General features: G+C 42.2%; 17 protein-coding genes, 4 tRNA genes and 3 rRNA genes. 17 read left to right on the top strand and 7 right to left on the bottom strand.

What is annotated here, in order from left to right; genetic code table 11:
- Positions 1-11: 11 nt before the first annotated feature.
- From NQ505_RS08285 to NQ505_RS08295, 3 genes are all read right to left on the bottom strand, one after another.
- Positions 12-1,124: a DUF6562 domain-containing protein gene (locus tag NQ505_RS08285; protein WP_229070613.1), complete on the bottom strand. Its 1,113-nt coding sequence runs from the start codon at positions 1,122-1,124 to the stop codon at positions 12-14.
- 19 nt (positions 1,125-1,143) lie between these two features.
- Entirely contained in the window at positions 1,144-2,349 is a 1,206-nt protein-coding gene (locus NQ505_RS08290; protein ID WP_008997853.1) for a DUF3575 domain-containing protein, read from the bottom strand.
- Between the two features lie 380 nt (positions 2,350-2,729).
- Positions 2,730-3,719 carry a tyrosine-type recombinase/integrase gene (locus NQ505_RS08295; protein WP_050547438.1) on the bottom strand — a complete coding sequence of 330 codons (990 nt, stop codon included), beginning with the start codon at positions 3,717-3,719 and terminating at the stop codon, positions 2,730-2,732.
- A 2,016-nt stretch (positions 3,720-5,735) separates the two neighbouring features.
- Here NQ505_RS08295 and NQ505_RS08300 point away from each other — a divergent pair.
- The 16 genes from NQ505_RS08300 to NQ505_RS08375 all read left to right on the top strand — a co-directional run bounded on the left by NQ505_RS08300 (position 5,736) and on the right by NQ505_RS08375 (position 20,157).
- A 16S ribosomal RNA gene (locus tag NQ505_RS08300) occupies positions 5,736-7,260 on the top strand.
- A 186-nt stretch (positions 7,261-7,446) separates the two neighbouring features.
- Positions 7,447-7,523, top strand: a tRNA-Ile gene (locus NQ505_RS08305).
- 58 nt (positions 7,524-7,581) lie between these two features.
- Positions 7,582-7,658, top strand: a tRNA-Ala gene (locus NQ505_RS08310).
- 157 nt (positions 7,659-7,815) lie between these two features.
- Positions 7,816-10,695: ribosomal RNA gene (locus tag NQ505_RS08315) — 23S ribosomal RNA — on the top strand.
- Positions 10,696-10,772: 77 nt separating this feature from the next.
- A 5S ribosomal RNA gene (gene rrf, locus NQ505_RS08320) occupies positions 10,773-10,883 on the top strand.
- The 16S, 23S and 5S rRNA genes sit together here with 2 tRNA genes alongside, the layout of an rRNA operon.
- Before the next feature lie 248 nt (positions 10,884-11,131).
- Positions 11,132-11,569, top strand: coding sequence for a hypothetical protein (locus NQ505_RS08325; protein WP_004327118.1), 438 nt, complete (start codon positions 11,132-11,134; stop codon positions 11,567-11,569).
- 154 nt (positions 11,570-11,723) lie between these two features.
- Complete coding sequence (locus tag NQ505_RS08330; protein WP_004311923.1) at positions 11,724-12,521, top strand: MotA/TolQ/ExbB proton channel family protein; 798 nt, start codon at positions 11,724-11,726, stop codon at positions 12,519-12,521.
- Between the two features lie 33 nt (positions 12,522-12,554).
- On the top strand, positions 12,555-13,160 hold the full coding sequence (locus tag NQ505_RS08335) for an ExbD/TolR family protein (RefSeq protein WP_004296287.1): 606 nt from the start codon (positions 12,555-12,557) through the stop codon (positions 13,158-13,160).
- Between the two features lie 15 nt (positions 13,161-13,175).
- On the top strand, positions 13,176-13,829 hold the full coding sequence (locus tag NQ505_RS08340; protein WP_004296286.1) for an ExbD/TolR family protein: 654 nt from the start codon (positions 13,176-13,178) through the stop codon (positions 13,827-13,829).
- A gap of 26 nt (positions 13,830-13,855) precedes the next feature.
- The gene (locus tag NQ505_RS08345) at positions 13,856-14,671 is read left to right on the top strand and encodes an energy transducer TonB (protein ID WP_009000235.1); all 816 of its coding nucleotides are present in this window, start codon (positions 13,856-13,858) and stop codon (positions 14,669-14,671) included.
- 3 nt (positions 14,672-14,674) lie between these two features.
- A complete protein-coding gene (locus NQ505_RS08350) occupies positions 14,675-15,619 on the top strand; it encodes a PstS family phosphate ABC transporter substrate-binding protein (RefSeq protein WP_004296284.1) in 945 nt (314 codons plus the stop codon).
- 21 nt (positions 15,620-15,640) lie between these two features.
- The gene (locus NQ505_RS08355; protein WP_009000234.1) at positions 15,641-17,107 is read left to right on the top strand and encodes a tetratricopeptide repeat protein; all 1,467 of its coding nucleotides are present in this window, start codon (positions 15,641-15,643) and stop codon (positions 17,105-17,107) included.
- A gap of 172 nt (positions 17,108-17,279) precedes the next feature.
- A complete protein-coding gene (locus tag NQ505_RS08360; protein ID WP_004306914.1) occupies positions 17,280-18,125 on the top strand; it encodes an ATP-binding cassette domain-containing protein in 846 nt (281 codons plus the stop codon).
- 6 nt (positions 18,126-18,131) lie between these two features.
- Positions 18,132-18,953, top strand: coding sequence for a hypothetical protein (locus NQ505_RS08365; protein WP_009000233.1), 822 nt, complete (start codon positions 18,132-18,134; stop codon positions 18,951-18,953).
- 11 nt (positions 18,954-18,964) lie between these two features.
- Entirely contained in the window at positions 18,965-19,333 is a 369-nt protein-coding gene (locus NQ505_RS08370) for a GntR family transcriptional regulator (RefSeq protein WP_004296279.1), read from the top strand.
- A gap of 17 nt (positions 19,334-19,350) precedes the next feature.
- Positions 19,351-20,157, top strand: coding sequence for a hypothetical protein (locus NQ505_RS08375; protein ID WP_009000232.1), 807 nt, complete (start codon positions 19,351-19,353; stop codon positions 20,155-20,157).
- Between the two features lie 145 nt (positions 20,158-20,302).
- On the opposite strand, the gene NQ505_RS08380 is transcribed toward NQ505_RS08375, so the two are convergent.
- The 3 genes from NQ505_RS08380 to NQ505_RS08390 form a co-directional block, all read right to left on the bottom strand.
- The gene (locus NQ505_RS08380; RefSeq protein ID WP_009000231.1) at positions 20,303-21,940 is read right to left on the bottom strand and encodes an alpha-galactosidase D; all 1,638 of its coding nucleotides are present in this window, start codon (positions 21,938-21,940) and stop codon (positions 20,303-20,305) included.
- Between the two features lie 108 nt (positions 21,941-22,048).
- A tRNA-Pro gene (locus NQ505_RS08385) sits at positions 22,049-22,121 on the bottom strand.
- A 13-nt stretch (positions 22,122-22,134) separates the two neighbouring features.
- Positions 22,135-22,207, bottom strand: a tRNA-Phe gene (locus NQ505_RS08390).
- A 199-nt stretch (positions 22,208-22,406) separates the two neighbouring features.
- On the opposite strand from NQ505_RS08390, the gene NQ505_RS08395 reads away from it, so the two are divergent.
- The gene (locus NQ505_RS08395) at positions 22,407-23,675 is read left to right on the top strand and encodes a sensor histidine kinase (RefSeq protein ID WP_004296276.1); all 1,269 of its coding nucleotides are present in this window, start codon (positions 22,407-22,409) and stop codon (positions 23,673-23,675) included.
- Between the two features lie 231 nt (positions 23,676-23,906).
- Here the strand turns inward: NQ505_RS08395 and gadC are convergent, their stop codons facing one another.
- The gene (gene gadC, locus NQ505_RS08400) at positions 23,907-25,634 is read right to left on the bottom strand and encodes a putative glutamine/gamma-aminobutyrate antiporter GadC (protein WP_009000230.1); all 1,728 of its coding nucleotides are present in this window, start codon (positions 25,632-25,634) and stop codon (positions 23,907-23,909) included.
- Positions 25,635-25,775 lie beyond the last annotated feature (141 nt).

The following is a 25,775-nucleotide window of genomic DNA, read 5'->3' on the forward strand; positions in this document are numbered from 1 at the left end:
TAAATTATTCATTAATCAGGTATCACTATTTCTATTATCTCTTCGAATTCATCGTTGATACCCGGTGAGCTGGGTTTGCGGACAGTCAGGAATGCACCGTATACTAATGTATGTTTGTTGCGCTGCATACGTATTTCCGCATTGCCGCTTTTATGTATGCTGGTGCCGTCTGCTGCATGAGTTTCTACGATAATATTATAATAGTTGTCCGTTCCGTCGCCCGGACCTATAAAGATGAGGTCTTCTGCCAGTTTGTATTCTTTGCCCTCTGTGTGTACGCTTACCGTGTGATTGAATGTTGCACCGGATTGCGAACCGCTTGCCACTTGGCGGAAGGTGTCGAACATCGGCGGTATCCACATCTGGTAGTTCACTTTGGCGGTATGCGGTTCCGGGGCATCGGCTCCGGCCTTCTCGAAGTAGTCTTCCATATCGTTGGAAATCACGGTATATGTGCCGAAGGGACGTAACAGTTCCAGTTCTTCCGTGAAGTCGAGGTCATTGGAGTGTGAGTGAGGTCCGCCGTATCCGCTGTAATCCCAGGTAGTGCTTGCACTGAAAGCATCTTTGGTGGCTCCCGCTCCGAATGGCTCTTTCATCTTAACACTGGTGAGCGAGCTCACATCGAAATAAGGATTACTCGTCTGACCGCTGGCGAGAGGTTCGGCCCATGCCAGAACAGCTATTCTGTCTGCGGGAAGGTCAACGCTTACTTGATAGCGGTTGTTTCCTTCGGCAAGTGAACCACCGTTCACAATTTTGCGTTCCAGCTGTGTCTCCAGTTTGCCGTCATCGCTCATGGTCCAGAATTCCAGTACATATCTTACGGTCAGGCTGCCTGCACTGCGTGTATAGTTCGAGTAAATCGGCTCGTTATCCCATGCTGTATTGAATTTGAGCGTCAGTTGAGTGTGGCAGATGTGCGGATGCGCATCCAGATAACAAAGGTCTTTTTTCTCACATGAGCTCATCAGTAGCAGGATAAGTATGAGTAGTGCTGCCGCAGATGCGGAAATAATCGTCACCAACCTTTTACGTCGTATCGCCTCTTTCCGGGTTAACCATTCAGATGCGTTATATTTATTATATAAATCCATAGTTTCAGTATCTTTTTCTGTTCTCATAATCAGGTCCTCCTATGATTTAAAATCTCCAGACGAGTGATGCCTTGATTTTGCTTGGTCCCCAATAGTTCTTACCTTTATGTTCTTTGAATGCATTGCATGGGTCGTACCAGAAATACTTGTCGTATCGGAGCCGGTTGTATCCGGCAGAGATGCCCAAGTCAAAATAGAGACAGTCGAAACGGTTGAACTTAAAGATATATCCGTACGAGATACCCAGTCCGCGAATGTTGCCTTGGCGTCCGGTGCTTCCGAATTTCACATCGTATTCGCCGTAAAGTCCATACAATCCCCAGTAGGAACCTTGAAAAGAACGGTCGTCACGCACGTACATACGTATTTCAGGCGACACGGAGGCCACGTTGTAACTGTTGCCTTTGGCTTTGCTGTCTTTCAGCCAGCGATAAGCTCCTTCCACAGCGATGGAGTATCGGCTGCCCAGATAGGCTTCCAATTCAATGTTGGGGGTGATAAGAGCAGCCCAGGAGGCGAGATTGGTTTTGATGGCCATCAACGGAGGATCACACCGGCAGGGCTCCGGCTCTTGTACGACCGGTTTCTGTGGAGTTCGTTTTACGGTGTCCACTTCTACCACCTTTATTTCTTCCTTCACCACAGGAGGAGCAACGACAGGTACAATTCTTAGTAACTGCACACTGCTTGCGCTTCTTAATTTAGGATAGAAGTTAGTAAGCATATAGCGGTATGTACCTCCGGGTAGTTTTTTCAGGGCAATTTCCGGGTCTACTCCTTCGGGAGTATGATCGAGAATATCCAGTACGCGGTCTTTTTCTTTAATATTGCTTTTTTCGACCATGACACGAAGTTCGTTCCAGTTTTCTCCTCCTGCCACTACTTCGAATAGGTTGGAAGAGAGTCCTGTCTTGGCTACAAGATAGTCTTTCAATACGTCTGCTCTTGCGGCACTAAGTCGTAAGTTGAGTGCTAACGGACCTTCGGGAGATGCATATCCAATGATGCGGATGTGATCGATGACGTACTCATTTTTGTCTATAATCTCTTGTACTCTGTCGATACATCGTTGTAGAGTACCTCTGTTGCCGTTATAATCCAGATCGAGATTGCTTTTTCCTGTCTTGAAATGGATGTACCAGGCTTCCGGATCTTTGGTTATTGAGTCGGTGGGGAGTGTTTGCCCCCATGCGGCACAAGTCAAAAGAATACTTCCGGCTAATAGGCATAGCTTTCGTCTTAAATATTCCATACTGGTTTTTAATTTTTGTTTCTCTATGGTGTATGCCGTTACTTTGTAGGTAACGGCACATACCTTCTCAAACAGCAGGAAGCGTCCTCTGAACGGGATTGGTAGGGATGAAAATAAGAAAGGGAGGTCGTGCAGACTGTGAATACAGTTGCCAACTCTAAAAGATCGTTTCCAAATGGTGGATACGAATGGAATATTTATACGATAAACTTGCTTGACTTAGCTTGAAATGTTTTTCATTTTAGCAAATAGTTTGCTTTTTTATAAAAACCTGCAAAAAAAGTGTTAGTTTTGTTTTCTTATTTCAAAATCAATTTCTATATTTGCCGAATCTTATGAAGACTGTTACCTACAAAGTAACGGGAGTATAATATGCTAAATTACAGTGTGTTAAATAGTGTATTGCGATTTTTGTTAGCCTTTTCAGCTTCTTGTTTTACATAAGATATAATCATTCTATTTGTCCGATCTATTTCCTTTTGCTCAAATGCCTTTAAATAGGTTTCGGTCACTTTGATGGAAGAGTGTCCTAAGGCATTGCAGATGACTCCTGTTGCACATTTCTTTTGGTAGGCTGTTGTAGCCCATGTGTGACGTGCTGTATATGACGAGAGTTTTTCGCCTAGATTCATCCTTCTGGATAGTTCGTTCAACCTTCTATTGAAACCTCGCAATATGGCTTGATACAGTCGGTATTCCTCTTTACTTCCGAAACAGTTTCCATTCTGTAGCTTTGAGTTGCTGGGTAAGATAGATAATAAATAAGGTGATTGAGGATTTCGGTTAGCCAGTTGTTTGATGAGTCGCATGGCTTCCGGGGTTACATTTACGGTGATTATTCGTCCGGTCTTTTGTCTCTTATAGATAAGTGTATCTCCATACAGGTCACATTTCCTTAGCCGGGCAAGATCGATAAACGGCATTCCTCTAAGCAGAAACAGGAGAGTGAACCATGACTGTGCTTCCTTTAGTGAGGGGAGTGATTGTTGGGCCACAAGTATATTTCCCATGTGCTTGGCAGTCAGTGATCGTTTGGTGTCTGCCCGTACGCCGGTGTATACGGTGTCAAACAATCCCTGCCTCCATTTTATCCGTTTTTCTTTCGTTGCCCTGTGGTAGATCGCCCGTAGCATACGCATATAGGTTGATACGGTGTTCATACTTAGCATGTTTTCCAATAGGTATCGCTCAAAATCCTGTAAGAGGACCGGAGTGAATACTTTATCCAATTTTATAGTACCTTTTTGCCTGATTTGCCAATACCGCAAAATCGCATTTAGTGTACTTTGGTAGACGTGGGCCGTCCCATACCGCCCTTCATTTTCCAGTCTTAATATGACTGTCTCCATAAACTTTTTTAAATCATTCATAATTAGTTCCCTTGTATTTTTTCAATTAAAAACTGAAGGAACAATGTGGACGTCGGCTACTTGTTTGCTTGTTTGAGTAATCTTTGCATTTCATAGTTTCATTTTAACTGATATTGTTGTTTCTTGTGTGGGTAGATATTTTTGTTTGTTCTTTGATAATGCGCCCTTTTCCTTCACTCCTCAAAGATAGGAAAATAGAAAAACAAAAGTTTTTCATTTTTTTGTTTTTCTATTTCTATATGTACTATACTCGTTTTTATTGTTTTTGTTTCACGGCATATAGTTACCAATCAATACATTGTGATTCGTATTGTCCAATATTCTGATGCGATTTGTTGCGGATTCTGAAAATATAGGAAAAGTGCCGTTCATTACGACGCATACTGCAAATGATTTTTCATTTTCATTTCTCATGTTCTCATAATACACGTGATAATCATTTGTAAATCAGTTATATAACACTATGAGAAATAAAAGAATAAAGGGTGTTTCTCATAGTATTACCAGCATTTTGTCCACAAAACAAAGTATTTCTCATAGCTTTTTAAGGCATTTCTCATAATCTTTCGTAGGGCAAAGAGGCTAATTAATTGTAATAGATTCAATGCTACATATTCAGTTATGCATTGATTAATAATATATTATAAAGCGTTTATGAAAGTGTATGGAGTAGATATTCGCATGTTTTCCTACCGGTATCTGAATCTTTCCACTAGAGTGGAAAGATCTGTTCACTAGAGTGGATAGAACCGTTCACTCCAGTGCAACGATCTGTTCACTAGAGTGCAACGATACGAATAGTGGTAGGAAGAAATAACAATGATTAGGGAAAAACATAAAGGTATAAGGTGAATAACATACAGGAAAGCATTAAATAGCAAGAAGTTGCTTAATAAAACCGAAGAAGGAAAGGAGTAATCGTAAATCCGGCAAAAGTCCGGAAAAACTACAATTATACTGTATGAGAAATGAGTAAAATGTATAGATGGAATATGAGAATACTATGAGAAATGGTTTAAACCCTATGAGAAATGCGTGATTTTACGGACTAAATCACGGAACAGCTATGAGAAATACCCTTTTGTGTTTTATTTCTCATAGTATTATCTGTTTGATTTACAGCTGATTATTATGTATGTTATGAGAACATGAGAAATGAAAAAGAAAAATCCTTTTCAGTAAAGTGAAGATTCTACGTATCATTCTCATACAAGTATCATGTTAATGAATCAAACTAAGGAATGGAATTTACTATAAAACCACTATCCTTATATCTATCTTTCTTTCCTCTTATTTTTATGAACTGATTCTTTAATTGCTCCCTAATGCAAACTGATTCCCGGCACACCTACGCGCCCGCGTGTGATATAATAATGTGTATCCCTCTCGTCATTTCCGCACACAATTTCCCCATACATAAAAAAATATGTTCTACAACATCGTTATGCATCAGCACTTTAGCAAATGTATTCAAAAATAATTAGAAAAAATAGTTTGATATATTTGGAGTGTATACGAAAAGGGCGTACTTTTGCACCCGCTTTCCAAGAGAAGAAAGCCTTGAAAAATTGACTTAGTGAAAAAGTGGAATTATACTTAAAGAAAAGAACAAAAAACTTCCGAAAAAGTTTGGATTATAATAAATAAAGTTCTTATCTTTGCAGTCCGATTCGCAAAGAAAATAGGCAAGAGTTATTCTTTCATACATTCTTTCCCTTTCGCATAGAGAGCCAGAGAAATTGAGTAAAAAGAAAAACTAAAAAAAACTTCCGAAAAAGTTTGGTAGTTAAAAATAAAGCCCTTACCTTTGCACCCGCTTTTAAAACGAAAGCAACAAGTTCTTTGAAATATTGATAAACAATACAAGTAGTACAAGTAAAAAAATAGAACCGTCAATACTTGTCTTATTCAGTAGCGATACAGTTAAGACTAATAGGTATTTGAATAAGGTCAATAAATTTACGGCGTCCTGAACAGAGCAAAAAGTCATCTTAACGGATGATAAAAAATACTTTTACAATGAAGAGTTTGATCCTGGCTCAGGATGAACGCTAGCTACAGGCTTAACACATGCAAGTCGAGGGGCAGCATTTTTCTAGCAATAGAAGAGATGGCGACCGGCGCACGGGTGAGTAACACGTATCCAACCTACCGATAACTCCGGAATAGCCTTTCGAAAGAAAGATTAATACCGGATAGTATACGAATATCGCATGATATTTTTATTAAAGAATTTCGGTTATCGATGGGGATGCGTTCCATTAGTTTGTTGGCGGGGTAACGGCCCACCAAGACTACGATGGATAGGGGTTCTGAGAGGAAGGTCCCCCACATTGGAACTGAGACACGGTCCAAACTCCTACGGGAGGCAGCAGTGAGGAATATTGGTCAATGGGCGCAGGCCTGAACCAGCCAAGTAGCGTGAAGGATGAAGGCTCTATGGGTCGTAAACTTCTTTTATATGGGAATAAAGTTTTCCACGTGTGGAATTTTGTATGTACCATATGAATAAGGATCGGCTAACTCCGTGCCAGCAGCCGCGGTAATACGGAGGATCCGAGCGTTATCCGGATTTATTGGGTTTAAAGGGAGCGTAGGTGGATTGTTAAGTCAGTTGTGAAAGTTTGCGGCTCAACCGTAAAATTGCAGTTGAAACTGGCAGTCTTGAGTACAGTAGAGGTGGGCGGAATTCGTGGTGTAGCGGTGAAATGCTTAGATATCACGAAGAACTCCGATTGCGAAGGCAGCTCACTAGACTGTTACTGACACTGATGCTCGAAAGTGTGGGTATCAAACAGGATTAGATACCCTGGTAGTCCACACAGTAAACGATGAATACTCGCTGTTTGCGATATACAGTAAGCGGCCAAGCGAAAGCATTAAGTATTCCACCTGGGGAGTACGCCGGCAACGGTGAAACTCAAAGGAATTGACGGGGGCCCGCACAAGCGGAGGAACATGTGGTTTAATTCGATGATACGCGAGGAACCTTACCCGGGCTTAAATTGCAAATGAATATGTAGGAAACTATATAGCCGCAAGGCATTTGTGAAGGTGCTGCATGGTTGTCGTCAGCTCGTGCCGTGAGGTGTCGGCTTAAGTGCCATAACGAGCGCAACCCTTATCTTTAGTTACTAACAGGTTATGCTGAGGACTCTAGAGAGACTGCCGTCGTAAGATGTGAGGAAGGTGGGGATGACGTCAAATCAGCACGGCCCTTACGTCCGGGGCTACACACGTGTTACAATGGGGGGTACAGAAGGCAGCTACACGGCGACGTGATGCTAATCCCAAAAACCTCTCTCAGTTCGGATCGAAGTCTGCAACCCGACTTCGTGAAGCTGGATTCGCTAGTAATCGCGCATCAGCCATGGCGCGGTGAATACGTTCCCGGGCCTTGTACACACCGCCCGTCAAGCCATGAAAGCCGGGGGTACCTGAAGTACGTAACCGCAAGGAGCGTCCTAGGGTAAAACTGGTAATTGGGGCTAAGTCGTAACAAGGTAGCCGTACCGGAAGGTGCGGCTGGAACACCTCCTTTCTGGAGCGATGTCGTAACTGTCACCTAAACGTGACAGCCACTTAAAGACTTTAAAGGTTCTGTTTTTTGTACTACTGGTACTTGTTTATTTATAACATATAGATCAACCATCTATAGAAGTATAGATAGAGATAAACAAGAGAAAAAAGAAGCCGAGTCTAACATACAGGTAGACAAGGTTGAACTAGTCCTATAGCTCAGTTGGTTAGAGCGCTACACTGATAATGTAGAGGTCGGCAGTTCAACTCTGCCTGGGACTACCAAGCTCAAGAACGAAGGAATGACGCGTCAGCGGAATGCAGCAATTCTTGATAACCTCTTGGGGGATTAGCTCAGCTGGCTAGAGCATCTGCCTTGCACGCAGAGGGTCAACGGTTCGAATCCGTTATTCTCCACCATCTCTGAAAAAGAGAAACGATCTTTGACATGATGTACAAAAAGTAAAATTTTAGTAAGAGCTAAAAGTATATATCAAACCGTACGTGTTCGAGTACGCAATATTGATAGAAGGAAGCAATTCCCATACCAATACCAGTACACGAATAAAACGTTTGAAAGAAAGTAAGCAAGGGCGCATGGCGGATGCCTTGGCTCTCGGAGGCGATGAAGGACGTGATAAGCTGCGATAAGCTTCGGGAAGGTGCAAATAACCTTTGATCCGAAGATTTCCGAATGGGACAACCCGTCATTCTGAAGGAATGACATCTTGCATAGCAAGAGGCTAACACAGGGAACTGAAACATCTTAGTACCTGTAGGAAAAGAAAATAATAATGATTCCCCTAGTAGTGGCGAGCGAACGGGGATTAGCCCAAACCAATGTTGTTACGGCAATATTGGGGTTGTAGGACCACGATATCGCAAGAACTTTAGTGAGAAGAACCCTTTGGAAAATGGGACCATAGACGGTGATAGTCCGGTATTCGAAGCTAAACGAAGCGTAGTGGTATCCTGAGTAGCGCGGGACACGAGGAATCTTGCGTGAATCTGCCGGGACCATCCGGTAAGGCTAAATACTCCCGAGAGACCGATAGCGAACCAGTACTGTGAAGGAAAGGTGAAAAGCACTTCGAATAGAAGAGTGAAATAGTCCCTGAAACCGTGCGCCTACAAGCGGTCGGAGCAACTTCGGTTGTGACGGCGTGCCTTTTGCATAATGAACCTACGAGTTACTTTTTCCGGCAAGGTTAAGTGTCTTAAGACATGAAGCCGAAGCGAAAGCGAGTCTGAACAGGGCGATTAGTCGGAAGGAGTAGACGCGAAACCAAGTGATCTACCCTTGGTCAGGTTGAAGGTTAGGTAACACTAACTGGAGGACCGAACCGATAAGCGTTGAAAAGCTTCCGGATGAACTGAGGGTGGGGGTGAAAGGCTAATCAAACTTGGAGATAGCTCGTACTCCCCGAAATGCATTTAGGTGCAGCCTTGGGAATTACTACTGTGAGGTAGAGCGACTGATAAGATGCGAGGGCTTCACCGCCTATCAAGTCTTGATAAACTCCGAATGCGCAGTAGTTCGATCCCAGGAGTGAGGGCATGGGTGCTAAGGTCCATGTCCTAAAGGAGAAGAATCCAGACCATCAGCTAAGGTCCCCAAATAATTGCTAAGTTGAACTAACGAAGTCAGATTGCTAAGACAGCTAGGATGTTGGCTTGGAAGCAGCCATTCATTTAAAGAGTGCGTAACAGCTCACTAGTCGAGGAGTTTGGCGTGGATAATAATCGGGCATCAAGCAATTTACCGAAGCTATGGGATCCGTAAGGATCGGTAGGGGAGCATTCCACTCTGCGTCGAAGGTGAAGCGTGAGCTTTGCTGGAGCGTGTGGAAAAGCAAATGTAGGTATAAGTAACGATAAAGGGGGTGAGAAACCCCCTCGCCGAAAGACTAAGGTTTCCTGATCAACGCTAATCGGATCAGGGTTAGTCGGGTCCTAAGGCTCAGCCGAACGGTGAGGCCGATGGCAGAACAGGTTAATATTCCTGTACTACCTTAAAGAGTGACGTGGAGACGGAGGAGTGACAGCGCCGCGGACTGACGGAATAGTCCGTTGAAGGGTGTAGATGTTGATTATCCCAGGCAAATCCAGGATAAGAGTCGAACCTGATAGTATACCAAATTCCTCGGAATAAGGTAATAGTGCGTGTAAACATACTCCCAAGAAAATCCGCTAAACTTAATCTTTAAGGTACCCGTACCGTAAACGGACACACGTAGTCGGGTTGAATATACTAAGGCGCTTGAGTGATTCACGGTTAAGGAACTAGGCAAATTGACCCTGTAACTTCGGGATAAAGGGTCCCAACGAGAGTTGGGCGCAGAGAATAGGTCCAGGCAACTGTTTAACAAAAACACAGGGCTGTGCCAAATTGAAAGATTACGTATACAGCCTGACACCTGCCCGGTGCTGGAAGGTTAAGAGGAGATGTCATCGCAAGAGAAGCATTGAATTGAAGCCCCAGTAAACGGCGGCCGTAACTATAACGGTCCTAAGGTAGCGAAATTCCTTGTCGGGTAAGTTCCGACCTGCACGAATGGTGTAATGATCTGGACACTGTCTCAACCGTGAGCTCAGTGAAATTGTAGTATCGGTGAAGATGCCGATTACCCGCGATGGGACGAAAAGACCCCGTGAACCTTTACTATAGCTTAACATTGAATTTGGGTAATTGATGTGTAGGATAGGCCGGAGACTTTGAAGCAGGTACGCCAGTATTTGTGGAGTCGCTGTTGAAATACGGCCCTTTGATTATTTGAGTTCTAACTCGTAGAAACGAGGACACTGTTTGGTGGGTAGTTTGACTGGGGTGGTCGCCTCCAAAAGTGTAACGGAGGCTTCTAAAGGTGCCCTCAGGACGATTGGTAACCGTCCGTAGAGTGTAATGGCATAAGGGCGCTTGACTGGGAGACAGACAAGTCGATCAGGTAGGAAACTAGAGCATAGTGATCCGGTGTTTCCGTATGGAAGGGACATCGCTCAAAGGATAAAAGGTACTCCGGGGATAACAGGCTGATCCCTCCCAAGAGCTCATATCGACGGAGGGGTTTGGCACCTCGATGTCGGCTCGTCACATCCTGGGGCTGGAGAAGGTCCCAAGGGTTGGGCTGTTCGCCCATTAAAGTGGCACGCGAGCTGGGTTCAGAACGTCGTGAGACAGTTCGGTCTCTATCTATCGTGGGCGTATGAAATTTGCGTGGCTCTGACACTAGTACGAGAGGACCGTGTTGGACTGACCGCTGGTTTACCAGTTGTGCCGCCAGGTGCATTGCTGGGTATCTAAGTCGGGATTGGATAAGTGCTGAAAGCATCTAAGTACGAAGCCAGCCACAAGATTAGATTTCTTAGGGTCGTCAAAGACGATGACGTTGATAGGATGCAGGTGTAAAGGTGGTAACATCAAAGCCGAGCATTACTAATTGCCCGTTCACTTTCTTTCGAACATGTACCGGTTGGGTATATACGTTTAGCTTGCTAGATACTGAATTTTTACTTTTCATCATGTCATAACCTTATTCAGGTGGTTATAGCACGAGGGTTCCACCTCTTCCCATTCCGAACAGAGAAGTTAAGCCTCGTCACGCCGATGGTACTGCGTAACAGTGGGAGAGTAGGTAGCCGCCGTTTTTAAGAAAAGTCCCCTTCAGTAGAAATATTGGAGGGGATTTTTAATTTCTTAAAACTCTGGATATTCAGAGGAAATGTTTTTTTAACATATTAAGTCGCAAACTCATCGAACAAAACATATTGTAGCTTGTTTTTATAAAAGAGTTAAACTTTAATGTTTAAATGATGTGAACGACGATAAACATATACGATTAATTGCTACATTTGTGGCCGAATCTATTGTAATTGATTAAACAACTAAAAATACAATGAAACTTTCTCCGAAATTCATATTAGCTTTTCTTCTGCTGATGCTATCTTTTAGCGTAAGCGGAAATGCTATGAATTTTTCTACTTGTATTTTTAGTGACTCACCTTGTCAATTATCAGAATTATCTTCTGACAGCAATCAACGCTCTTCTGTGGATGGGCAGTCTGTTAGCTATGATAGCGTCCGTTCTTTGTCTGTTTCTGACGTAGAATTAGGACTTAAACTCGTAACAGAATCAAACTCTAATAATTATCGTCTGCGGAGAATCATTGAAATCAATGACTCCTTGAAAGACGTTATGCAAAAGTTTCTCGTGTTAAGAGAAAACTCTCTAGTATTAGATCAAAGTAAATCATTTTATTCCGATAAGGATCCACATTACTCCATTACGTGTAGCGACTACTACGTGTTCGCTTTAAGACGCATCCTTATTTAGTCTTTTCCCCATTTTTATTCGTTTTTTTTCGTACTCTGTATGAAACTGTGTGACTTTACCTTTTAAAAGTTGCAGGGTCTATAGCGCAGTGTGTCTAATTGAAATATTTACTTCCTAAATAACTAAAATTAATTTCTTAACAAAAAAACTTATTATGGAAACTACTAAAAAAACTCAAGTTGTAGGTATAAAGAATGCCGGTATCGTAATCATCTGCTGTTTAGTAATAGCTGTATGTATCTTTCAATTCCTATTAGGTAACCCGTCCAACTTTATGAACAATGACCCTAACAATCACCCGTTGAACATGTTGGGTACTATTTACAAAGGTGGTATCATCGTACCTATTATCCAGACATTGTTGTTAACCGTACTTGCTTTGAGCATCGAGCGTTATTTTGCTCTTCGTTCTGCTTTCGGTAAAGGTTCATTGTCTAAGTTTGTAGCTAACATCAAAGACGCTTTAGCTGCAGGTGACATGAAGAAAGCACAGGAAATCTGTGACAAACAACGTGGTTCTGTTGCTAACGTAGTAACTTCTACTTTGCGTAAGTATGAAGAAATGGAAAAGAACACAGCTCTTCCTAAAGAACAGAAGCTGTTGGCTATCCAGAAAGAACTTGAAGAAGCTACTGCTTTGGAAATGCCTATGATGCAACAAAATCTTCCGATCATCGCTACTATCACTACTTTGGGTACATTGATGGGATTGCTCGGTACTGTAATCGGTATGATCCGTTCATTTGCTGCTTTGTCTGCTGGTGGTGGTGCTGACTCTATGGCTTTGTCACAAGGTATCTCTGAAGCTTTGATTAACACTGCTTTCGGTATCTTGACTGGTGCATTGGCTGTTATCTCTTACAACTATTACACTAACAAAATCGATAAATTGACTTACGGACTCGACGAAGTCGGATTCTCTATCGTGCAAACTTTTGCTGCTACTCACTAATTCAGCGAACCCTTATAAAATCTATTATTAATCATGGGTAGAGCGCAAATTAAAAAGAAAAGTACGTTCATAGATATGACAGCTATGAGTGACGTTACTGTATTGCTTCTGACTTTCTTTATGTTGACTTCAACATTTGTGAAGAAAGAACCAGTACAAGTTACCACTCCGGCTTCCGTATCGGAAATCAAGATCCCGGAGACGAATGTACTCCAGATTCTGGTTGATCCGGAAGGGAAAATATTTATGAGCCTCGACAAGCAGCAGGATATGCAGGCTGTATTGGAGAGCATGGGTGAAGAGTATGGCATTAAGTTTACTCCGGAACAGGAGAAGAGATTTATCTTGTCTTCTACTTTTGGAGTACCTATCAGAAGTATGCAGAAATATCTTGATCTCCCGGAAGATCAACGGGATAAGATCCTAAAGAATGAAGGTATTCCATGCGATAGTGTTGACAATCAGTTTAAATCGTGGGTACGTAATGCACGTACTGCTAACGCTGATCTACGTATTGCTATCAAGGCAGACGCTACGACTCCATACTCAGTGATAAAGAACGTTATGAACTCACTTCAGGATTTGCGGGAAAATCGGTACAATCTGATTACTTCTCTCAAAGCAGAATCTGAAAATTAAAAAGGAGGAAATACAATGAGTGCTGAAGTACAAGAGAGCGGCGGAAAAAGAGGAAAGAGCAAGCAAAAGAAAATGACTGTCCGGGTGGACTTTACACCGATGGTGGACATGAACATGTTGCTGATTACTTTCTTTATGCTTTGTACCACACTGAGCAAACCTCAGACGATGGAGATAAGCATGCCGAGTAATGACAAAGATATAACTGAAAACCAAAAGAGTATGGTGAAGGCTTCACAAGCAATTACATTATTGCTGGGAGCTGATAACAAACTCTATTATTACGAGGGAGAACCTAACTATAAGGATTATACCTCGTTGAAAGAAACTAGCTACGGCGCAGATGGACTGCGTGCCGTACTTCTTCAGAAGAATGCTGTTGCTGTCAATAAAGTAAGAGAATTGAAGCAGCAAAAACTTGATCTTAAGATCACGGATGACGAATTTAAGAAGCAGGTTTCTGAGATAAAGAGCGGAAAGGATACACCGACCGTAATTATCAAAGCTACTGATGATGCTTCTTATATGAATCTGATTGACGCGCTGGACGAAATGCAGATATGTAATATTGGTAAATATGTGATAACAGATATCGCTGAAGCTGATGAATTCTTGATTAAGAATTATGATGCGAAAGGTGAATTGTCACAAAACTTGGCCGATAATTGATGTAACACCTAAAAAAGAAAAGTAAAATGGCAAAATTAGATTTAGCTTCTTCGGAATGGTGTCAACTGATTTTTGAAGGCAAAAACCAAGCATACGGCGCATATAGAATGCGTGCCAATTCAACAAAACGACATAATGTCGCTATGTTGATTGTAGTGGTCATAGCAGCGGTTGGATTTAGTATCCCTACACTGCTTAAGTTGGCAACTCCGGAGCAGAAAGAAGTGATGACAGAAGTAACTACTCTGTCAAAATTGGAAGAACCTGAAATCAAACAGGAAGAGATGAAACGCGTAGAACCGGTTGCACCTCCTCCCCCTGCATTGAAGAGTTCTATCAAGTTTACAGCTCCTGTCATCAAGAAAGATGAAGAGGTGCATGAAGACAATGAAATCAAGAGCCAGGAAGATTTGAATGCTACCAAAGTATCCATCTCTATTGCCGACGTAAAAGGTAATGACGAGGCTAACGGTAAAGATATCGCAGACCTTAAGCAGGTGGTAACACAGGCTGCACCGGAACCGGAAAAGGTTTTTGATATGGTAGAACAGATGCCGACTTTCCCCGGTGGTCAACAGGAATTGATGGCTTACTTGGGTAAGAATATCAAATATCCGACTATTGCACAGGAGAATGGAACACAAGGTCGCGTTATTATACAGTTCGTTGTAGAACGTGATGGTTCTATTTCTGACGTGCATGTGGCTCGTGGTGTAGACCCTTATCTGGATAAGGAAGCTGTTCGTGTGGTAAAAAGCATGCCGAAATGGCTCCCTGGTAAGCAGAATGGAAAAGCGGTACGTGTGAAGTTCACCGTTCCGGTAATGTTTAGATTACAATAAAAGATGATGAAGAGACAATTTAGGCTGATAGGACTCGTAGCGTTGGTGGTCTTGAGTGCTTGTAACTCAAAATCAAAAGGACCGACGGATACTTATTCTTCCGGTGTGGTATCTATCGCAGCGGATGAGAGTTTCGAACCTATCATACAAGAAGAGATAGAGGTGTTTGAAAGCCTGTACCCTTTGGCCGGGATTGTCCCTCGCTACACAACTGAAGTGGAAGCGATAAATTTACTTCTGAAAGACAGTGTCCGGTTGGCTATTGCAACCCGGACACTGACTAAGGAAGAAATGAATTCATTCCACAGCCGTAAGTTTTTCCCTCGCGAGATAAAATTGGCTACGGACGGTCTGGCATTGATTGTGAATCGTGCTAATCCGGATTCTTTGTTGAGTGTACGTGATTTCCGCCGCATCCTTACCGGTGAGGTGAAAAACTGGAAAGAGGTTAATCCGAATTCCCGTTTGAAAGGGATTCAGGTGGTGTTCGATAATAAGAACTCCAGTACCGTACGTTTTGCAATGGACTCAATCTGTGGTGGAAAAGAGTTGGCTGAAGGTAACGTCAGTGCCTTGAAAACCAACCAGCAGGTGATAGATTATGTAGCGAATAATCCCGACGCTATGGGAGTTGTTGGAGTAAACTGGTTGGGGAACCGCAGTGATACAACCAATCTTTCTTTTCGCGAAGAGATTAGAGTGATGTCAGTGAGTGCAGAGGATGTGGCAACTCCTGCTAACAGTTATAAACCTTATCAGGCTTACCTGTTTTATGGTAACTATCCGTTGGCACGATCTATTTATGCATTGCTGAATGATCCTCGCAGTGGGCTGCCTTGGGGATTTGCTTCTTTTATGACATCCGATAAAGGGCAGAGGATTATATTAAAATCCGGACTTGTTCCGGCTACTCAGCCGGTGCGTATTGTCCACGTGAAAGACGAATAATAACTAAAATTAGAGACTATAATGAAAAGAGTACAAATGTTTTTAGCTGGAGCGTTTATAGCAGTAGGGTCGCTCTATGCGCAATCATCTGACGCCGAATGGCAGGCTGGGGTTGCGAAATTGAAAGAAACTATTCAGACGAATCCGGCACAGGCTGCTGAAGAAGCTGAGCATCTGATTAAAGGAAAAAATAAGAAAAATGTGGAATTGTTGGTGGCTATTGGAGACGCATATCTGAATGCTGACAAGATTCCCGAAGCGCAGGAGTATGCAGCTCTTGCCAGAAAAGCGAATGGTAAATCGGCTCTTGCTTCTGTATTGGAAGGAAATATTGCCGTAAAACAGAAAAATGCGGGTCTTGCTTCTCAAAAGTATGAGGAGGCAATTTATTTCGATCCGAAATGTACGGAAGCTTATCTGAAATATGCAGATATTTATAAATCAGCCAATGCAAGTCTTGCCATTGAGAAGCTGAACCAATTGAAGGACCTGGAACCGTCCAACACAGCTGTAGATAAAAAATTAGCCGAAATTTACTATTTAAAAAATGATTTTAATAAGGCAGTAGAAGCTTATGCGAATTTTGCAATGGGGCCTACTGCTACGGAAGAAGATTTGGTGAAGTATGCTTTTGCTTTATTTTTGAACCATGATTTTGAGAAATCACTCGAAGTAGCTAATATGGGATTGCAAAAGAATGCTCGTCATGCTGCGTTCAATCGTTTGGCAATGTATAATTATACTGACCTGAAACGTTTTGATGAAGCGTTGAAGGCTGCCGATGTCTTCTTCAAGGAATGTGATAAAGCCGATTATTCGTATTTGGATTATATGTATTATGGACATCTGTTGGAGAGTCTGAAAAAATATGATGATGCAGTAGTACAATATGAGAAAGCGGTAAAGATGGATCCGACGAAGACGGATTTATTTAAAAATATCTCTTCTGCTTACGAACAGAAGAACGATTATAAAAAAGCAATCAGTGCTTACCAGAAATATTATGCATCTCTTGATAAGGAAAAACAGACTCCGGACTTACAGTTCCAGTTTGGTAGACTTTATTACGGTGCTGGTACGCAACCTGATTCATTAGCAATCACTGTTGAAGAACGCAAGCAGGCGTTAATGTCCGCCGATTCTACTTTCCATGCAATTGCGGAAGCAGCGCCGGACAGCTATTTGGGTAACTTCTGGAGAGCACGTGCCAATTCTGCACTTGACCCTGAAACAACTCAAGGACTTGCGAAACCTTTCTATGAGGAAGTGGCCGCTTTATTGGAAAGCAAAAACGATCCTCATTACAATTCAGCTTTGGTTGAATGCTACAGTTATCTTGGATATTACTATTTGTTAGCTATCGAAAATCCGGCATTGAAAGCCGAAGCAAAGGCTAACAAAGATAAATCCATAGAATACTGGAGTAAAATTCTGGCTATAGACCCCGCTAATGCTACTGCTAAAAGGGCATTGGACGGCATCAAATAGTGAATAATTTTAGTTGTTTGTCGTGACAGGAGGAGTGGAGAGTGATCTTAGCTCCTCCTTTTTTTGCACTTTTTTCTCCTTTTCTATTGGAATATTCAAAAGATTATCTACTTTTGTTGTGTACTATTACACTAATGCACCTAAAGATCATTATTCATTAAACAGAAATACTATGATTACAGTAGAAAATCTTTCATTTACTTATCGTAAATCGAAGCGTGCGGTACTACGTGATTTTTCGCTTTCGTTCGAATCCGGCAGGGTATATGGACTGTTGGGAAAGAATGGTGCGGGAAAATCTACTCTTCTCTATCTGATGTCCGGCTTGTTGACTCCTAAAAACGGCAAAGTGATGTTTCACGATACAGATGTACGCCGTCGGTTGCCGGTTACTTTGCAGGATATGTTTTTAGTTCCCGAAGAATTTGAGTTGCCTTCGGTTTCTTTGGTCAGCTATATTGAGTTAAACAGTCCTTTTTATCCTCGTTTCAGTAAGGAAGAGATGATTAAATATCTCCATTATTTTGAGATGGATATAGATATTGATCTCGGATCGCTTTCTATGGGGCAGAAAAAGAAAGTGTTCATGAGTTTTGCGCTTGCTACGAATACCTCTCTTTTGTTGATGGATGAACCGACCAACGGGCTGGATATTCCAGGCAAAAGTCAGTTCCGCAAGTTTATAGCATCGGGTATGTCGGATGATAAGACGATTGTGATTTCCACACATCAGGTTCGTGACATCGACAAAGTGCTCGATCATGTGTTGATAATGGATGACAGTCGTGTGTTGCTCGATGAATCGACAAGTAATATTTGCGACAAACTTTTCTTTGTGGAGAGTGATGATCGGGAATTGGCCAAAAGTGCGCTTTTTGCAATTCCTACTATTCAGGGTAACTACCTGATCCTTCCTAATGAAAAGCAGGACGAGTCGGAACTAAACCTGGAACTTCTTTTTAATGCTACACTGGCTACTCCTGAAGAGATAGCCCGATTGTTTCACACTCAAAAATAAAAGACGATGATAAAAGATACTTTTTTCAGTTTGCCTCGTTTTATAAATCTCTGCCGTAAGGAGATGGTGGAGAATTGGAAATCGAATGTGCTTCGTATGGTGTTGATGTATGGAGTGATGGCAGTGGTAATGGTTTGGAATGGATATTTTGAGTATAGAGGTACTTATAAGTATCAGGAAGATCCGGCGTGGATATTTCTTCTTGTCACTTTTATCTGGGCTCTGTGGGGATTCGGCTGTTTGAGTGCTTCGTTTACAATGGAAAAGATGAAAACGAAAACGAGCCGTACTTCCATGTTAATGATTCCGGCAACTCCTTTTGAGAAGTTTTTCTCCAGATGGTTTGTATTTACGGTTGTGTATCTGGTTGTTTTCCTGATATGTTATAAGTTGGCGGATTATACGCGTTTTACTATTTATTCTTTGGCTTATCCGGAGAAGGATTTTATTGCTCCTGTCGACTTGTCGCATTTGGTTGGTGATGAAAAATATTATACTTTATGCAGGCGAGGCTTGGAATTTGGAGCGCTGATATCAGGTTATTTCTTTGTTCAATCCTTATTCGTACTGGGCAGTTCGATTTGGCCTAAAAATTCTTTCCTGAAAACATTTGCGTCGGGAACCATTATTGGTATGGTATATTTTGCTGTCGGTGCTTTGGTAAGCAAAGTGCTGTTGGAAAGCGGCAGGTATTATTCAGGAGGTGTGCTGGAGTCGAAAGAAACCACTCTGTGGATTGTAATTGTTGCCGGCATCTTTTTTGCGTTGGTGAATTGGGTACTGGCTTATTTCCGCTTTAAGGAGTCTGAAATTATTAATAGAATGTAATACCTTAGCCTATGAATTTTAAAGAAAGTAAAGCTATTTATTTACAGATTGCAGATAGAATCTGTGATGAGATATTGCTGGGGCAATATCCGGAAGAGGAGCGGATCCCTTCTGTCAGAGAGTATGCTGCCATTGTGGAGGTGAATGCTAATACGGTGATGCGTTCCTTTGACTATCTTCAGGTACAAAATATTATTTATAATAAACGTGGCATAGGGTATTTTGTAGCTTCAGGAGCAAAAGAGCTGATTCATTCTCTCCGTAAGGATACCTTTCTGAAAGAAGAATTGGACTATTTCTTTCGTCAGCTGTATACGCTTGATATACCGATAAAAGAAATAGAGACAATGTATCATGAGTTTATAAAAAAGCAGAAATAGAATAAAGACGAAATATTATGAAACGTACTACTTATATATTTATAGGCCTTCTCGTTTCCGGATTGATTGTAATTGTGGCAACTATTATTTTCATATTTATGTCGGGGAAGCCTTATCAGGAAGATGGAGTCTTTTTGGGTAATGAACAGGTGAAAATGGATTTGAATGGCGTACATGTTATAAAGGTGTTTACCAGCCAGGATGGAGTATCTGAAGCGAGACGTGTGTTCATTGGCGGCGAAATGAAAATAGGATCTACTGCTGCTTTGTCAGGGAAAGAACTGGTTTCATATCCGAAAGGTGACTATTTGAATGTTACCCAAAAGAATGATACTTTGTTTATGAAGTTAGATCTTAATGTGAACAATATTCCGGAAAAGTATCGGGACAGAGATTATATCTTTGTGAGTGGTTTTGATGTGAGTTTGGCTGTGGATTCACTGACCGGTATAGTTACCGGTGAAGAAGGTTTGAAATTGAATCTGATAGGTATTGAAACAGATTCATTGTTTGTCCGTGGTAATCGTTATAACATATCATTGGATTCTTGCCGGCTTGGCTCGTGTGATATTCAGGGAAATGGGCTGGACTTTCATGCAAAGGATAGTAAAATTGAAAACTTCTATCTGAATTTGGATGGTGTATGGAGATGGACATTTGAGAATACAGAAGTGGAGACGGAATATCTGAGTGGCAGCAATCAGCACTCTAATGATCTGCAGAAAGGAGAATGTAAGCGGGTGGTCTGGACACCTCTGACAGAAGATGCACGTTTGCAGGTGAATGTAAGGGAGAAAGCGGAAATTACGATAACACCGGAATAAACAGGAATAGGTATGAAGAGATAAAATAGGATACGAATTACTAGACAGTATCTAAACTAAAAAGGAGCAATAATGGATTTTAAAATGCCTGCGGCATATTTATTCCGTTATTGCTCCTTTTAATATATGAGGTTATATAGTCGAATTACAGCGCTTTCTTCAGAGTGAAGCAGTCGATGTCCGGTGCCCAGTTATAACTATTACCCATGCGAATAGTGTTGTATCCGGCTTTTAATTCAACGGGAACTGTGATTTGGTTATGACCATTATCCTCTCCCAGAGAGTCGATTTTGGTAATGATACCGTTTACGTCCAGTTCTATTTGTCGTCCTTTGCCATATAAATAATGGATGGTCATATCATAGCGTCCGCCATTTTCGCTATATACTTCCCGCCATTCGGCATAGTTTTCAGGTTGTCCGCCAAGGAAACCTACTTTCATTTTGCCGGAGGCTTCCTTATCATGGGCATAAATAATACCTTTAGGATTTTTGCCAAGGTCATTGAAAAGAGGTAGGTAAGCCCATTCCGCTTCGTAGAGGGTCGGTTCCAGACGTGTTTCGCCTTCTATGCGGAGGAACATGGCACTGTGTGCAGGAAGCGTTTGTTCGAAGGTACCGGAGAAGTTTCCTAAATCGCTATGTTTTACCAGATCACGTACTTTTACGTTTCCTCCAAATTCCAGTGAAGAGAACGGCACGGAAAAACTACAGATGGTATCAGAAGGATTGTAAAGAGCTACTGCACGTACATTCCCACGTTTCTGTTCAATATCTTTCACGAGTACATAACCTTCATTTTCATGTTGCGCTACATAAGCCTGTAAGCCCAGCGGATCTTGGTTGAGGGCGATCAGTTCTTTATTTGTCAGCAGTTCGAGCGAAGAATCCGGCATGTTTTCCAGATTGCATCCGATAAGCAAAGGAGAGCTCATGATGCACCACAAACCGAAATGAGCTTCTTCTTCTGTCGGGGTAAGACCTTGTCCACCTACTTTACTGTCGTTGCGGAATCCGATGACCATCATATCCATGTCATTATAATGTCCGTTTCCGGCATAAGCCGACAGGTAGAGATTCTTTCCGACTACATATCTTAATGATCCCCAATGTGCATTAATATCTCCACTGATACGCCAGGAAGTTGCCGCATCTTTAGCCCAAGTACCCGGGAAGGCCCATCGGCAAATATTGATGGAAACATCTTTGTTTACTTTGTCTATACTGTTCCGGATGGAAGTGTAGCGTTCCTTTTCATTAAGTCCCAGCGCATCTCCTCCACAGTAATCAATTTTGATAAAGTCGAAACCCCAGTCGCCAAAGTATAATTGGGCGTCTTGCGGTTCGTGTCCATAGATACCAGCTCCTACGCCTGCTGCATCATTGTCCCACATGGAGCCACATGTACTGTTGCCCGCATCGGTATAGAGACCGGCTTTCATTCCCAGGCCGTGAACGTAATCCGCAATTGGTTTCATCCCATTCGGGAAACGTTGTTCGTGGGTATGCATAATTCCGTTGTCATCGCGCTTTCCGAAATAGCCGTCATCAACATTGACATAATGATATCCGGCATCTTTCAGACCTTTTTTCACCATCAGGTCGGCTTGATGCTTGATGATGTCTTCGCTGATGTCTACGCGAAATGCATTCCATGAACTCCATCCCATGATGGGAGGATTGACTGTCTTTTCATTCTCGGAAAGGGTAGTTTGAGTTTTTGTGCAGCTGATGCACATAAAAGAAGCTACTGCTACTGTAAAGAGATAAATCCTGTTTTTCATGATATAATAGGTTGTGTTTTATTACATATCCGTCCTGAATTTGTTCAAGTGACTGAATAGAAATAAAGGGCAACTTACTGTACTCCAGAAAGCTACCCTTTATTTTTGTCGGAATGAGGCGACTCGAACGCCCGACCCCTACGTCCCGAACGTAGTGCGCTACCAACTGCGCTACATTCCGATTGCTTAAGAAGTGGTGCCACCAGGAATCGAACCGGGGACACAAGGATTTTCAGTCCTTTGCTCTACCAACTGAGCTATGGCACCTTTCTCGTTTGCGGGTGCAAAGATAAGTATATTTTTTAATACCGCAATAACTTAAAGGGAAATTTTTACCAATTTCTGACTCGTGGAAATATAAATGCATTTTTGTTAGAATAAATATGTAGATAAACAGCTATTTATGCGACATATTTTATAAATTTACGCACTGAAACGATCAAAACAATATAAACACTCTATTACTATGTCATCACTGGCGATTATTGTTATAATAGTTTTGTTAGCTGCCTTCATCTATATGTGGGCAAAGTGCCAGTCACTCCAGAAAGAGGTGCATTCGAAGGAAAACAAAGAGAATGAACTTAAAAAGTTGGCTCTGGTTTTGCAGAACATCAATGCTTACTTCTTATTGATTGACAAGGATTTTGTGGTTTGTGACACCAATTATTATTCTTTAAACCGTCTTCCGATTCAGGTAGGTGGAGTTACCAAAAGAGTCGGGGATTTGCTGCATTGTAGAAATGCGATTGCAGCCGGTGAATGTGGTCAGCATGAACAATGCAAACTATGTTGTATCCGTGCGTCTATCGGAAAAGCTTTTTACAAGAAAGCAAGTTTTAAAAATCTGGAAGCTTCCATGAAGTTATTAAGTGAGGATGAAACGAAAGTGACTCCTTGCGATGTATCGGTATCGGGTACTTATTTGAATATTCATGGTGAAGATTATATGGTGTTGACTGTTTATGATGTGACGGAGCTGAAAAATGCGCAAAGGCTGCTGTCTATTGAAAGAGAACATTCCATTTCTGCTGATAAATTGAAATCTGCCTTTATTGCTAATATGAGTCACGAGGTACGTACACCGCTAAATGCGATTGTCGGATTTTCCGGTTTGATGGTATCGGCTTCCAGTGAAGAGGAACGAAAAATGTATGCTGATGTTATTGCAGAGAATAATGAACGCTTGTTGCGCCTGGTGAATGATATTTTCGATCTTTCTCAAATAGAATCGGGAACAGTAGATTTTGTTTATACGGAGTTTGATGCCAATGATTTACTAAGAGAGTTGGAGGGAATTTTTAAGACGAAATTGAATAACTCGTCGGTGGAATTGGTTTGTGAGGCACACATACAACCTATAATGATGTATTCGGAACGGGAACGTATCATTCAGGTATTGTCCAACCTGTTACATAATGCAATGAAATTCACCGAATCGGGTGAAATTCGTTTGGGTTGCAGCCTGAAAGGAACGGAAGAGGTTTGCTTTGTTGTGTCCGATACAGGTATTGGCATACCGAAAGAGGAACAGAAAAAAATATTCTCACGTTTCATAAAACTTGATCGTGAAATGCAGGGGACGGGACTTGGACTGACTCTTTCGCAAACGATCATCCAAAATCTGGGTGGAAATCTTGAACTTGATTCGGAAATTAACCGGGGATCTACTTTCAGCTTTGTGTTGCCACGGGTGATAAAGCCGGAACTGATAAAGCCACAGGCAATAAAGTAATCTCCAATCGCTAGGTATTGTATCTATTAAATGATGATTGGCATACTTCTAAATAAGAGGGCCTGCAAAAATCCCTAAAATAAATTACCCTCACTACAGTGAAGTGCTCCCCTAAAGTCGGTTATAAAACCCTTGGGATGCACTTCACGGTTGTAGTGAGGGTAATTTTATAAGTTCAAAGCTGTTTGAATAGCCTCTTACTTTTTTGTGAACAGGATGAACACTTAGTCTTTACGACTTAGGTGCATCCTTATCTTTGTCTCCGGTTCCCGGAGATGCTTTGCCGGAAGCAGAATTTCCGCCAGATGTAGCAGAACTGCTGCTTGATGGAGTAGCACCGGAAGCGGTGGCACCAGAGGATGCCGCATCAGGAGCTGCTGCATTAGAAACGGTTGCACCAGGCTTAGCTGTACTTGCCCCGGTTGCTCCTCCTGTATGTGCAGAAGTTGCGGTAGGACGGGCAGCATTAGCGTTACTTGCACTGACATTGACAGTGGCAGGTTGAGCCTGAACTTCCCAGTGGAACGGTTCGAAATTGGAGTTTGGATCTACCCAAGACGGTTTCTTGGAAGCATAGATAATAAACGGAGCAATAACAACGATAATGGCACCGATAATCAGTACGGAGAACCAAACGGTGTTGCTACCTGTAGAGATCTGGCTGGGCGGGATGAAGCTGAGGATAAAGGCAAGCAATGATCCGCAGAAACCAAGACCACCAACAAACCACATCAAACCGTTACCTGACTTACCGATACGGAACGGACGGTTGAGTTTCTTCATCTTATAACGCAATGCGATAGCTCCGGAGAACATCAACAAGTACATAATCAGATAAAGAATAACTGTCAGCTGTGACAGAATCTGATAGAAGCTCTGTACGGACGGCATAACGACGAACAACAGACTTAATACAGTTACAGCGATACCTTGTACGAACAGGATATTCTTCTGTACACCCAGTTTGTTTGTTTTCTGGAAGAACGGAGGCATGTACCCCGCTTTACCTACGGCAAATATACCTTTTGACGGACCGGCAACCCATGTTAATACACCTGCCAGTACACCAAATGCAAGAGCGACAGCAATGATTGGTGACAACCAGGAAGCATGAATATATCTGAAATAGTTGTCGAAGCCGACGAGTAGACTTTGAGTCAGGTTGATATCTTTTGCAGGGATAATCACACCTAATGCAAAAGTACCCAGAACGAAGATCAGCACTGTGATAAGTGCACCGATGAATACGGCTTTCGGATAGTTTTTGGAAGGGTTCTCTACGTCTTTTACGTGGATACCACCCATTTCCATACCGGCATAAAATAAGAAGATACTGGCAGCAAGAACGACATTGTCAAAGTTGGTAAAGTCGGGGAAGAAGCTGCTGTTGAAATCCATATTGGAATGTCCGCCGCTTGCCAGATAAATGATTCCCAAGATAATCAATAGGGCAGCCGGGATAATTGTACCGACCATACCACCGATTTTGGCAACCTTACCTACCCAGCTCATACCTTTCAGGGAAATGAAAGTAGCCAGCCAGTAGATGATAAGTACTACGACGAGCGTATAATACTTATTGTTTGCCAGTGACATGTCATGTACGTCATTCATTCCGATGAAAGCGATAGATACGGCACCAAACGTTAACACTGTCGGATACCAGATCGTACTTTCGATCCATTGTACCCAAATGGCGAGGAATCCCAGTTTTTTGCCGTAGGCTTCGCCTACCCACCGGAACACACCACCCTGCTTATCCTGAAACATCGCCGCCAACTCTGCTGCAACGAGCGATGTAGGGATTAGAAAGACAATAGCTGCAAAAAGATAATAGAAGGCCGAACTCATTCCATATACGGCCTCGGCTGGTAGTCCGCGCAAGGATACTACTGCCGTAACATTCATGATAGCCAGGGTAAACACACCCAGCTTCACTGCATTTTTAATATTCGCCATAAGTTAAGGTTTTAAGTGAAAAATATTTTAAAGTCAGTGTTATAACAACATTTTGCGTGAGATGTTTCCGCAATCTCTTTCAAAGTTCGTTAATTAACATCCCCGAAATGGGAGATTGTAACCCCGGATTTACTTCTTCCG

This window comes from Bacteroides sp. D2, assembly GCF_025147085.1.
Lineage (GTDB): Bacteria > Bacteroidota > Bacteroidia > Bacteroidales > Bacteroidaceae > Bacteroides.